At 23.5% G+C, this 12612-nt stretch carries 11 protein-coding genes and 1 pseudogene; 8 read left to right on the top strand and 4 right to left on the bottom strand.

Annotation, left to right across the window (positions count from 1 at the left end; all coding sequences use genetic code 4):
- The first annotated feature begins 43 nt into the window (after positions 1-43).
- Positions 44-349 carry a hypothetical protein gene (locus AACK89_RS05135; protein WP_338977693.1) on the top strand — a complete coding sequence of 102 codons (306 nt, stop codon included), beginning with the start codon at positions 44-46 and terminating at the stop codon, positions 347-349.
- Here AACK89_RS05135 and AACK89_RS05130 read toward each other — a convergent pair.
- Positions 323-1422 (bottom strand): annotated as a pseudogene (locus AACK89_RS05130) (IS3 family transposase). The gene AACK89_RS05135 and the pseudogene AACK89_RS05130 sit on opposite strands and share 27 nt — an antisense overlap.
- 90 nt (positions 1423-1512) lie before the next feature.
- On the opposite strand from AACK89_RS05130, the gene AACK89_RS05125 reads away from it, so the two are divergent.
- The 4 genes from AACK89_RS05125 to AACK89_RS05110 all read left to right on the top strand — a co-directional run bounded on the left by AACK89_RS05125 (position 1513) and on the right by AACK89_RS05110 (position 4158).
- Positions 1513-3267, top strand: coding sequence for a hypothetical protein (locus AACK89_RS05125; protein ID WP_338977691.1), 1755 nt, complete (start codon positions 1513-1515; stop codon positions 3265-3267).
- A 44-nt stretch (positions 3268-3311) separates the two neighbouring features.
- Positions 3312-3434 (top strand): hypothetical protein, encoded by a 123-nt coding sequence (locus tag AACK89_RS05120; protein WP_338977688.1) that lies wholly within the window; start codon positions 3312-3314, stop codon positions 3432-3434.
- A 26-nt stretch (positions 3435-3460) separates the two neighbouring features.
- The gene (locus tag AACK89_RS05115; protein WP_338977685.1) at positions 3461-3604 is read left to right on the top strand and encodes a hypothetical protein; all 144 of its coding nucleotides are present in this window, start codon (positions 3461-3463) and stop codon (positions 3602-3604) included.
- A gap of 71 nt (positions 3605-3675) precedes the next feature.
- The gene (locus tag AACK89_RS05110; protein ID WP_338977683.1) at positions 3676-4158 is read left to right on the top strand and encodes a hypothetical protein; all 483 of its coding nucleotides are present in this window, start codon (positions 3676-3678) and stop codon (positions 4156-4158) included.
- Between the two features lie 21 nt (positions 4159-4179).
- On the opposite strand, the gene AACK89_RS05105 is transcribed toward AACK89_RS05110, so the two are convergent.
- Positions 4180-4476 (bottom strand): hypothetical protein, encoded by a 297-nt coding sequence (locus tag AACK89_RS05105; protein WP_338977682.1) that lies wholly within the window; start codon positions 4474-4476, stop codon positions 4180-4182.
- A gap of 118 nt (positions 4477-4594) precedes the next feature.
- Between AACK89_RS05105 and AACK89_RS05100 the strand changes: the two genes are divergently transcribed.
- Genes AACK89_RS05100 through AACK89_RS05090 form a run of 3 tightly spaced genes read left to right on the top strand, consistent with a single transcriptional unit; the run spans position 4595 to position 10519 of the window.
- Positions 4595-5458: a hypothetical protein gene (locus AACK89_RS05100; RefSeq protein WP_338973642.1), complete on the top strand. Its 864-nt coding sequence runs from the start codon at positions 4595-4597 to the stop codon at positions 5456-5458.
- Positions 5459-5498: 40 nt separating this feature from the next.
- Positions 5499-9494 carry an ABC transporter permease gene (locus AACK89_RS05095; protein ID WP_338977680.1) on the top strand — a complete coding sequence of 1332 codons (3996 nt, stop codon included), beginning with the start codon at positions 5499-5501 and terminating at the stop codon, positions 9492-9494.
- Between the two features lie 20 nt (positions 9495-9514).
- Positions 9515-10519 (top strand): ABC transporter ATP-binding protein, encoded by a 1005-nt coding sequence (locus AACK89_RS05090; protein ID WP_338973638.1) that lies wholly within the window; start codon positions 9515-9517, stop codon positions 10517-10519.
- A 588-nt stretch (positions 10520-11107) separates the two neighbouring features.
- On the opposite strand, the gene phoU is transcribed toward AACK89_RS05090, so the two are convergent.
- Both phoU and pstB read right to left on the bottom strand, forming a co-directional pair.
- Positions 11108-11785, bottom strand: a complete 678-nt coding sequence (phoU, locus tag AACK89_RS05085) for a phosphate signaling complex protein PhoU (RefSeq protein WP_174480791.1) — start codon at positions 11783-11785, stop codon at positions 11108-11110.
- A 37-nt stretch (positions 11786-11822) separates the two neighbouring features.
- Positions 11823-12602 carry a phosphate ABC transporter ATP-binding protein PstB gene (gene pstB / locus AACK89_RS05080; protein ID WP_422397460.1) on the bottom strand — a complete coding sequence of 260 codons (780 nt, stop codon included), beginning with the start codon at positions 12600-12602 and terminating at the stop codon, positions 11823-11825.
- Between the last annotated feature and the right edge of the window lie 10 nt (positions 12603-12612).

Here is a 12612-nt window from a genome sequence, read left to right as displayed (position 1 = left end):
TATATGAGCTTTTAATTGATTAAAAAAGATAGGAGTAAAAATAATGTCAGTAGGTAAACATTTAATTACTAACATTTTACAAAAAATAAAATCACAAGTACCAACATTAACTAAAGAAGATATTATTACTGCACTTAATATTATTTATATAACTTGTGCAGAATATAATGCTATTGATAGTTCTATTAGTAATATTGCCAAATATTATCAACAGGAAGATGAAAAATTTGATAGTCAATTGTTTAGAAAAAATTTGCATAGTTCTTTGCAATATATTGATCAAGCCAATTTACCCTTTTTAGGACTATTTTTTGGTAGACATTTATTTTTGATAATTAACTGGAGTTAAGTAGTTTAAAGTGCTGTGAATTCTTATGTTGTTATATCAGTTGATGTAATCAAATAATTCTAATTTTAATTGGATTAATGATGTAAAATTTTTATCATTAATAAATTCAATTTTGAAAGTTTTAAAAGTTGCTTCAGCAACAGCGTTATCATAAGGACAACCTTTTTTGCTTAAAGAGCGATTAATATTGAATGCTAGTAAAAGTTTATCAATAATTTTATTATTAAATTCATTACCGCGATCACTATGAAATATTTGAATATCTTTTAAACAACGATTTGAGTGCATAAATGCTTGATGTACTAATGATGCATCTTTTTTAGTACCTACACTATGTCCAATAATTTCGCGGTTAAATAGGTCAATTAATAGGCAAATATAGTTTCATTTACCATTAACTTGAACATAAGTTAAATCACTAACAATAACTTCATTTTTAAGCCTATTATTAAAGTTTCTATTAACGATATTGGTTATTTGACTATCGTTGACTTTATTATGATGATTTTTGAATGATAATTTAGTGTATTTTGATATTAAATTATGTTTATTCATAATTTCTTTAATTTTTCTGCGTGACAAATAAATATTCTTTTCTTTTAGAACAACTTTTAATCTTCTTGTTCCATAAACTTCTTTATTTTCTTTAAAAGCACTAATAACAGCTTCATCATAAATATTATTTTGTTTTTTTTCTTTTTCCTTTAAATTAAAATAATATGTTGATTTAGAAAGTTTTAAAAAACGACACATTGTGCGAATTTTATATTTAACTTTATTTTTAGCAATAATTTCTATTTTCTGCCTATTATTAGTGCTGCTTGCTTTAAAATATCATTTTCCATTCGTAACTGTTTTAATTCTTTTCTTAATTTAATTAATTCATTTTCTTCAATAGAACGATTATCTTTAGTTTTAAAACTGCCTGAATTAGTAAATTGCTTAATTCAATTATAAGTAGCTGCTCTTGTAACATTCTACTCTTTAGCAAGACAAGACACTGACTTACCGCTTTGATATAAAGCTACTATTTGTTTTTTAAATTCATCGGTATATGAGTTAATATTGGCCATAATTATAGTTCCTTTCTTTTAACTAATTTGTTCACTTGTCTACGTAATTAGTGTCCAATAAAGTGTAACCTATCCAACAGTTTGAAAAGTTTGATTTCAATTATTTTAATAATTAATGTTTTTAATCATCCTTTATTATTTAGTGATTTTATTAAAAAAGATATTACTAATATTGAATTTATGAAAACGAAAATAGAAATCCTGAAAAATGATAATATTTTTTTTATTAAAAAAATTAGTTCGTGTAAGGACTTAAATAAGCTAAATAAACTAAGAGAGCAATTAAATAATAATTTTGAAATATTAAAACATTTTAAATCAATTTGTGAAAATCATCAATTAGGTGTATTAAATATTTATAACTTTATTGCTAATCAATCAAAATATTTTGTTACTGATGAAGATTGCGATAATAAAATTAGTTTAACAAGCAATGAATATGAAAAAATTAAGGACATAATGTCAAGAGAAAATAAATTTAAGGATATTTTAGTTAAAGATAGTAATTCTGAAATTCCATATAAATTAAATATTGAAGAACTTGATAAAATTTTTAAAAAGGAAATTGTAAATTTATTCGATGAATATGAAAATAAAATTTATGATTTTAAAAATAATAAATCTAAAAAGAATGAATTGAAAATTAAGGGAATTAAATTAAAAATTCAAAATATTTTTGATTTGTCAAAAATTATTTTTGAAATGTTTCAAAAACCAGTTACTTCTCCATTGCCTTTAACGAAAATTGTAAATCAAATTTTTGATGAAAATGATTCAATGCAATATTTAAGCGAGATTGAAAAAAATATTGATAGTAATATTGAAATGATTAAAAAGTTAAAGCAAAAATTGCAAGAAGTTTTAAATGATAATGATGTTTCAAAAAAGGAAACGTTAATGCAAGTAGAAAGTTTTAATAATTCTCATAAAATAGAAACAAAGAAAACAAATGTTAAAAAAAGAAAAAATAAGAAAAAAGACAACAAAAAAAATGAACATTTAAAATTTATTAATACTAATGAAACAGATAATTCAGAATCATCTACAACAAGTAGTTTAACGACTTTACTTGAAAAAGATATTACTAAAATTGATCTTATTTTAGAAGAAAATTACATTAAAGAACAAAGTATAAAACAAGAAAATGATGCAAAAGAAGAAAAAACAGAAATTTTAAGTCAAGATCAAATTTTACAAGCAAAAATTAATGAATTAGAAGCACAATTAAAGCAAACACAAGAAGAATTGGATAAAACAAAAGTTAAATCTGCAGAAGAAACAGCAATATTAGAACAACAATTAATAGCAGAAAAGCAAAAAGTACAACTATTAATTGATGAAACTAAATTTTTAGTTTCTAAAGTTGCTACCTTAGAAAGAGAAAAAACAAAGTTAGAAAAAATTAAGCAACAAAATAGTGTAAAAATAAATCAAATAAGTAATAATTTAGAAAAAGTACAAAAAAAAGTGAGAAATATTCGTGATCAAAAAAATAAAAGTATTGAAAGATTAATAAAAAAAGAGTTCGCGTTAGCTTTAGAAAAAGAAAGATTAGAAAGTAGAAATTATAAAAATAACCAAGCTTTAGAAAAATTAAATCAAGAATTATCAAAAACACAACAAACATTAATAACAGTAGAAGATAAAAATCAAAAATTAGTTATGGAAGTTAATCAATTAAAGGAAGAAAAAATAAAACTAGAAACTATTCAACAAGAAAATGGCATGCAAATAAAAGAGAAAGAAAAAAATATTTCTTTACTAGAAGGTAAATTAACAAAAATTGGTAATCAAGCAACTGAAGAAGTTCAAAAACTACTTAAAGAAAAAAACGATTACTTTTAGAAAAAGAAAAGTTAGAAACTTTAAATAAAAAAGGTAGTCAGAAGTTGACAACTTTAAATAAAAAAATACAAATGTTATCACAGTACAATCAAAATTTAGTGGCATTTACTGATAGTTATGATATAAAATCTTGTATTTATATTAACCCAATTATTGAAAAAAAATAGTATCAAAAACATTAGTAGTTAGTGAAATGATGGAAGTAGTTGCACCACTATCGGTTTTAGTACCTACAGGTCAACAATTTTCAATTGAGACTGAAAATTGAGAAGACGTTCATATTGCTGATGAATTAACACCAGGATTTTGTTTACAACCAAAATTATTTACAATGTAATTAGTATTATTATTTCGTATAAATAAGAATCATTAAAATTATGTTATAGTTTATATAGAGGTGACCATATAGTGAACAATGAGGTACTAAAAACAATTTTATTCAAGAAAGAAATAACTATCAAAGATAGAATATTATTTAAAACAATTTTTGAGGTTTTAAGTACTCTTTTTACTAATGAAGATGGTGTATCAATATTAAAAAGTGGTTATAAAATAAATGATTATCAACAAGTTTGATTTTTAACGATTACTCCAAATAGCGAAAAAGAAAAAGTAATTAAAACAGGATATGCAAATTTTTTGTCAGAAGATTGAAATGTTATTTATCAATTTAATAGTACTAGTACAAGTGAAAAAAGAAAACAATTGGGTGAAAAATATATTAAAGATAAAGTAGAATTTGTTACTTTTGTAAAAATAAAAGAAAAATCAAAAGGCATTGGTTATCATTTTATAGGTATATTTGTTTTTGATGATTATCGTAATAAAGATTACAAAACAATGGTTTTTAAAAAAGTTAAAGATAGTTATAAATTAAAAACAAAGAGTTAATAAATATTTATTAACTCTTTTTTATTTATAAAGATATATGTTTAGTTTGATTTTCACTTTCTTCTTCAAAAATAGTAATATTATTAATATTAATTTCTTGTATCTTTTTTTCAATGGTTTTGAAATAATTTTTCTATTTGAAAAAACTGTTGATGTATTTTTAGTTGGTTGTTCAACAATTATTGTTTTAGTAGTAGATGTAGTAGTTTGATAATTAGTAGTGGGGTAGTACATATAGTTTGAATCCATAGGTTGTAAATATTGATATTCATTATCAAAATTATTACTAAAGAATTTAATACAGCAGTTTCATAACATTTTCTTTTTTTCCTTTTTTTTGAATATTTGAACACTATCTAAAACTAAATAATTGCATTATTTAATTTTAATAGTTTATAATTATAATAATAGCAAAGTTTATTTAAAGGTGAATATAATGTTACGTAGTAGTAATATTTTAAAAATTAATAGTATTAATAATTTTGAACAATTATTTATTTTTTTTGGTTTACCAGTTCTTTTTTTACTTTTAATTATGAAATTAACTTTTTTAATTACTATTAATTTTCATAAAAATAGTATTAATAATAAAAAAATATTTAATAAAACAAAAATCATTATTCTTCAATTTAGTTTATGATTTTTAGCACAATTTTGTTTATTTTTATTACCAGTTCAAGAAATGGTAATTAATATTAATTTTTTAGATTTAGAAAGTTTACCAATGCTATCATTGATTTCAATTTTACATTTATTTATTTGTTTTAGTTTTTTAAGCCGTAATAATAATCAGATTATGAAAGTGATGCGTTTTACTATTTTGTCAATTATTATAATTGCCATTATTTTACAATTTAATTTTACTATGATTAAAATATCATTACCATCAATAAATAACTTTGTTTCAATACTAATTTTAGTGTTCTTTTACTATTGATTAGGTTTTTTTTCATGAAAAATGTTTAGTGATAATTTATTTACAATTTTTAATTTAATGAAAAAAACTTGAGTGACATTATTTAGTAATTCTTCATTACCTAATATTATTAATAAACAATTTCCAGTAAAAGCATATACTAAAACTAAAATTATCATTTTAACATGGCAATTTAAAAAACAAATGTTTACTAATTTTGACCACCAAGTTTTTATTACTGATAATAATAAAAAACTTTTAATTGCTATTTTTAAGAAGAATTTAACTTATTTTTTAAGTGCCCAATTAACACTACTTATTACTAAAACTATTCAAGATTTAAAAACTTTAATTAATGGTTGAAAAATGGCTTTAATTCAATAACTTTTTTTGTTTTAAAATTTAAAAGAAAGGAAGAACGAATATGAAAAAACAATCATTTTTGCTTTTTAAAAATGCGTTTAAACAAGCATTTCGTAATAAAATTCAATTAGTTGGTTTAATTGTTTTAGTATTATTATCATCAACTATTTTTTCATTAATGCAAACAAGTTTAGCAAGAATTTCTGATGAATATTCAACATTAGTTGCAAAATCTAATTTACATGATTTTGTTATTGATTTATCTAATACTACTCCAAAAACTGTTTCTAATAAAATCTCAACATCAACAACTGCTGTTGATGAAAAGAATGATTTTGATATTAACAATATTGCAAATGATGCTGGTAATGAATTTATATGAGATCGTGTTGAAGGCAGAACTATGCAATTAGATAATAATAGTAATCCTAGAATTTTAAAAATATTAACTTATAATCAAGATGCTCGTATTGATAAATTAATCATTAGTGATGGTTATCAAATAGGAGATAGTAAAAATCCAGATAAAACTCCAAGTTGAAAACAGGTAGTTATTAATAAAGAATTTGCTCAAAAAAATAATTTGCATATTAATGATACAATTCGTGTGCAATCAGATCAATTAGGAAGTAGTTTAAAAGTTTCAGGATATGATTTAAATGATGCTGCTTATAGTAGTTATAATTGATTAAAAATTGTTGGATATGGTGTATCTGCTGATTTCACAACCCCAATTATTGATCAAACTACACCAATTCCAAATAAAACTCGTGAAGGTTTATTATACGTTGATCCAATGCAATTTGGTTTAAGTAAAAGGTTAGAAAAAAATAATTATATTTGATCATATAATAAAGCTAATGAAAAAATCACAATTTCTTCTGATAATGATCGCGAAATTTATTTTGTTGGAAAATCAACAATAGGTAAAATTAATGATATTAAATTAATTTCACAAAGTTTAAGAAGTAAATATATTAATACTATTGATTCTGATGCTGCTTTAGTATATAAGTTAGGAAATAATAAGTATACATTTAATAATCGTACTGCTACTTTGAATGCAACTATTATTGGATTTAAAAGTTTATTAATTGGTTTATTGTTAATTGTTTTAATTATTACAGGAATTACAGTAATATTAATTACTTATAAAAATATTGATAATTCACGAACACAAATTGGAATTTTAAAATCATTAGGTTATAGTAATATTAAAATTTTAATTACATCTTTAGCTTATCCAATGGTAGCAGCACTTATTGGTACTATTTTAGTGTTTTTACCAGCAAGTGGTTTACAAGTAATTATAGTTCAAACATTTGCCAACTATTTTAATCTAGATTTTGGTCGTTTTATTTTTGATGGTTTAGGATTTATATATTGTTTAATTTTAATATTTGGTTTTTTATCAATTATTGCATGAGTTATTAGCGCTTTAACAGTTATTAAAAAACTAATAGATTTAATTAAAAACGAATCAGCTACTGTTAATTCTCGCTTTAGTCGAATTATTAAAACAAAAAGTATTAATCGTGGATTTTTAACAAGATTCCGTTTATCACTATTTACATCATCAATTGGAAAAATGGCAGCAGCATCATTAACTATGTTTTTAGGAACAACGTTAATGACAACATCTATTATTGGTCCAAAAATTATGGCTGATAATAAATTACTTTCTTTTACTGGTATGAATTATCACTCCTTAGTTGAATATGACATTCCGACTTATAATTCTCCATATAGTTTTTATAAAACTTATAATCCAAATAATAAAGATGATTGAACTTATACTTCTACTGTTGATAGTACTACTGGTGATACATATTGACATCCACCACGTTTTGATAATTCTGGACCATTAAATGATACTTTTGTTAAAGAATTATTAGAAAATAATATTAATGCTGAAGCATATGCTCCAATGTCAGATGAATCTAATCCCGGTGGTGCTATTAGTGATTTAGGATATACTGGTTTAACGTATTTAAATGGTAAAATGCTTACTAAAAACTTTTTAAATGGATTAGATTCTAGTGATATTAAAGATGCTTCTGTGATTGTTGGAATTATGGTACAAATGGCTTGACCAAATGCATTACCAATGTATGACACAGTTTTAAAAAATACTAATATTAACAGTTTTTATAGTGAGAATACTTATAATATTATTAGAAAATTTTATCAAAACTATCGAACAACAGTGGCAATGAATATTAGTGGTACGATTTCAAAGACTGGTAAGATTAGTACTAATCCTAATGATTTAGATATTACAAAATTCAAAGATTGAGCAAATAGTAATATTCCTGCTTACAAAAATGCCTCAAGTAAGGGTCCTACTTTTATTAATGATATTGATAATTTAAGTTTTGATACTAGCGATAAATTATATCCGTGACATTTAACTAATGAAACACAATTATTGAATAATAATGCATCTGAAATTAGTGACAAAGAGCGTGATAGTTGAATTAATAAAGTTGGAATTTGATTTGGTGCTTTATTTTATAATAGAATGGGACAAACTGTAGTGCAAGGTGCTTATACTAAAAGCCCATATTTTATTCGTCAAAATATTGCCAAAGCTTATAGTGATCCCAATGCTCCTTTTAATGTTGCTTTTAATGTTGTGCCTTTTGATAAAGAAACTGATGAATTAGGAACTTACTTTATTGGTACTCCTGAAAAATTATTTAAACAGAACAAATATTTAATGAAAGTTTATGGTTTACAAAATCAACAACAGTTAGGCAAACCTTCAATGATGCAATTATATGATGCTGGAGGTTCTTCATTAAATCCACTTTTAGAACAAGAAAATAGTGATGATAGTATTAGTCTTGTTATTAATCAAACGATTGCTAAACAATTAAATTTGAAAATAAATGATGAATTTAAAATGAGTAGTAATGGTAATACTATGAAATTTAAAGATAATAATAAATTGAAACCTTTTGATTTGGATAAAATTAATATTGATAACATTGTTGGTGATAGTAAAAATGTTAATAATGTAACATTATTAAGACAACAAACTGGTTATACACAAGTTGATGAGTTAAAGGATGGGGCTTATGATAATATGGGTATTAATGCTACAAATATGTTAAAAGAAGTTACTGCTGGTAAGGTTGTTAATTCTTATAATGATAAGATAAGTTCTAAAACACCAACGTATAAAGTAGTTGGTATATATAATGGTTATGGTCAACCTAATGCTTATATTAGTAAAACTAATGCTGATAAAGTTTTATCATTTAATAAAACAAAAGAATTTTTATTTTTATTATTTAAAAAAGAATGAGAAGATAAAAAAACAACTTGTGATGTTGATTTTGGTAAATTAAAATCATTTAATGAATATCAAAATTTTCTTAATCAATTAAATGATCCCGTTATTTATAAACTTAATCAAATATTTGAAAATGAAAATCCAATTTTTAATTTTAAATTTTCAAATTCGCAATCATTACCAGATATAACTAATTCATTTTCAACTTCGCAAATGTATGGAGATTACAGTGCTTTTGGTTTAAATGGTGGTACTGATGGTTCTGGTACTTATCAAGGTTATGGTGCAGGTAGTGCTGTTAATATTACGCCACAAGATATCCATCATCAGTTGTTAAATCAAATTACTGCTTTAGTTGATACAGTATTGGTTGCATTTATTATCTTTTCATTAATCATTTCGTTCTTTATTATTTTATTAACAAGTAATTTAGTAATTTATGAAAATCGTAAAACAATAGCAACAATGAAAACACTTGGTTATAGTGATGCAAAAATAACTAATATTGTTATTGGTATGTATTTACCAGTGATTGCTGTTATGTTTGTTATTGGTTTTCCCGTAGGATGAATAATTGTTAAGTTTATTCTTAACTATTTAGCTGCTAATACAACATGGGTTTTACCATTATTCTTTGTTTGATGATTACCGCTTGTGGTTGGTTTAATTGTCTTTGGTATTTATGCAACAACCTTTATTATTGATTGATATGCCATGAAGAAGATTAATCCAATTAAAACTTTAAATGAAATTGATTAAAAGCAGAAGGGAATAAAAACATGAAAAATGATAAAAAAAACACTAAAAATTCAAGTGAACAAGTAACTAAAAATAAGTTAGAATCTAGTTTTACAAAGAAGTCAGTATCTAAAAATGAAGGTGCAATACCACCAGTAACCCATAAATCTCATGATAAACCAGAATCAAAGGAAGAAATAGAAGCTAATAAAGCCAAATTGCAAGCTTTTAAAGATAATCAAAAAGCAATTAAAAAATTAACAAAAACTCATTCAAAAGAAATTTTAGCAGGTAAAATTATATCAATGACTAATAATACTCCTGATACTCAAACTAATGTTATTGAATTATTTGATGTTAAAAAATCTTACTTAACTGGAGACTTAGAATATGAAGTATTAAAAGGAGTTAATTTAAAAATTAAATTAGGTGATTTTGTTGTTATCTTAGGACCATCGGGAAGTGGTAAGACAACATTATTAAATATTATTTCGGGATTGGATAAACCTAATACTGGTGATGTTTTTGTGGCGGGATACAATTTATCTTTATTAAAAGATAGTCATTTAACTAAATTTAGACGAGATAATGTTGGTTTTATTTTTCAACAATACAATTTATTAACTAACTTAACTGCTCGTGAAAATGCTGAAGTTGGTGAAAATCTTGCTAAAAATAAAAATAAAAATATGAGTATTGATGATATTTTTCAAGTTATTGAAATGGATGAACATATGAATAAATTTCCAAGTCAATTATCAGGTGGACAACAACAAAGAGTATCGATTGGTAGAGCACTAGCAAAAAATCCGACAATTTTATTTTGTGATGAGCCAACAGGAGCACTTGATGAGGAAATGGGGCGTAAGGTATTAGAGATTTTATTGGATGTTAATCGAGAATATAAAACATCAATTATTATGGTTACTCATAATCCTAACTTCCAATATGTTGCAAATACTGTTATTAACGTTAAAAATGGTAAAATTATTAGTGTAAAGAATAATGAAAAACCAATGAAACCAAATGAAATAAATTGATCATAAGAAAATGGTATAGATGGGGGTTGATTTAATAAATATAAGAAAAATGCATATTTTCATGCATTTTTCTTATATTTATATAGAGTAAATACTTGTATAAAGAAAAAAATATTAAATTATAAGAATCTAATAGAAAATACTATATTTTATTTAGTTTAATTATTTTTTAGAAAGAAAAAGGTGCAAGGCAATGAGTATTGGTTTAATTACATTTATTATATGAATATGTTTAGTAATTTGAATAGTATTTTTAATTTGAGGTATAATTTTATGTAATAGTAATAATGCATTAGGCATCATATTATTATTTTTAACATTAAATTTAATTGGTTTAATAATAGGAATTTCTTTATTATATAATAAAAATAAGCAAAATGTAGATAACAAAAAAAATATTAATAGTAATATTAAAATAGAAGAACTAAGTTAAATATTCCTTTTTAGAAATTTTAATATTAAATTAAAAAATCATACCTTAATTTAATACAATTAAAAATAAAATAATAATAAATATTATCATATTAAAGTATGACTTAAAAATATTTAAATGAAACTTGCAAAAAAGTAATTATTTTAACACTGATTGATAAATTATTCAGATATTTTTGTTGAAGATAAATCATAAAATTTACCTTTAATAATATATACTATTGTTTCACAAATGTTAACTAAGTGATCACCTAGTCTTTCAATATATTTCAACTGTTGCATTGTTGATGTATATTGAGAGAGTTGATCATTATTTTTGTTTACTTTTAACATATTGACAATGTTTTTCATTGATTCACGAAAACGATTATCAATATCAATATCATATTCTGCTGCTTGATAAGCTTTATTAATATCATTTTCATTTATAGATTCACCAATTAAATCCATCATTTTAAATACTTTTTTCATTAATCCTGATAATTGAGATGTTAATTTAATTTCTGGTTTATATTTGACATTAAATTTGGATAAATTTTTAGCATAATTTGAAATACGTTCTAAATCACGAATAATATTCATATAGCCAATAATAGTACGTAAGTCAGTAGCAAAAGGATTTTGTTGAGCAATACTTCAAATTGCAGTAATTGTTAAACTTTCAGCGACTGTTCTAATTTCTTTATCGGTTTCAACAATTCTTTTTGACATGTCAAAATCTTGGGTTTCCATTGCTATTAAAGCGTCTTTATGTTCTTTTTTTACTTCTTTTAATAAAGTTAATAAGTTTTGTTTTAAATTTATGATATCTAAATCAAATCTACGGTTAATTATTTTCATTTTTTCCTCCTTTCTCTATAATTAATTATATATATTTTTAACCAAATCTGCCGGTAATATAATCTTCTGTTCTTTTATCTTTTGGTCGTGAAAATATTTTTTTAGTATTATTATATTCAATGACTTCTCCATTTAAGAAAAAGGCAGTTTTATCAGAAATTCGTGCTGCTTGTTGCATTGAATGTGTAACAACAATAATTGTAAAGTCTGATTTTAAATCATTCATTAAGTCTTCAATTTTAGATGCGGCAATCGGATCTAGAGCTGAAGTTGGTTCATCCATTAATAGTACTTCTGGTTTTAGGGCAATAGCACGAGCAATACATAAACGTTGTTGTTGTCCACCTGATAATGATAATGCTGAATCGAATAAGTGTTGAGCAACTTCATCTCATAAAGCCGCTTTTTTTAAAGCATCTTCGACAATTTGATTTAGAATCTTTTTATTTTTAATGCCTTGATTTTTTGGGCCATATGCCACATTTTCATAAATTGACATTGGAAAGGGATTAGGTTTTTGAAATACCATTCCAACTTTAGTTCGTAATGAAATAATATTTTTTTTATTTTCATAAATATCTTCATTATTAAATAATATTTGTCCATTAATTTTAACACCATCAATTAAATCATTCATTCTATTTAAAGTTCGTAGTAATGTTGATTTGCCACAACCACTTGGTCCAATAAAAGCGGTTACTTGATTACGACTTATTTCTAAATTTATATTAAATAAAGCCTGTTTTTTGCCATGATTATAGAAGAAATTTAAATTTTTAATAGTAAAAACATAATTACTTTTTGGAATATTTTCTATATTTGATAAA

The organism is Spiroplasma endosymbiont of Panzeria rudis (genome assembly GCF_964019705.1).
GTDB lineage: Bacteria > Bacillota_I > Bacilli_A > Mycoplasmatales > VBWQ01 > Spiroplasma_E > Spiroplasma_E ixodetis_A.
Note: the sequence above shows the minus strand (reverse complement) of the source record. Positions and strands in the feature narration are given on the sequence as shown.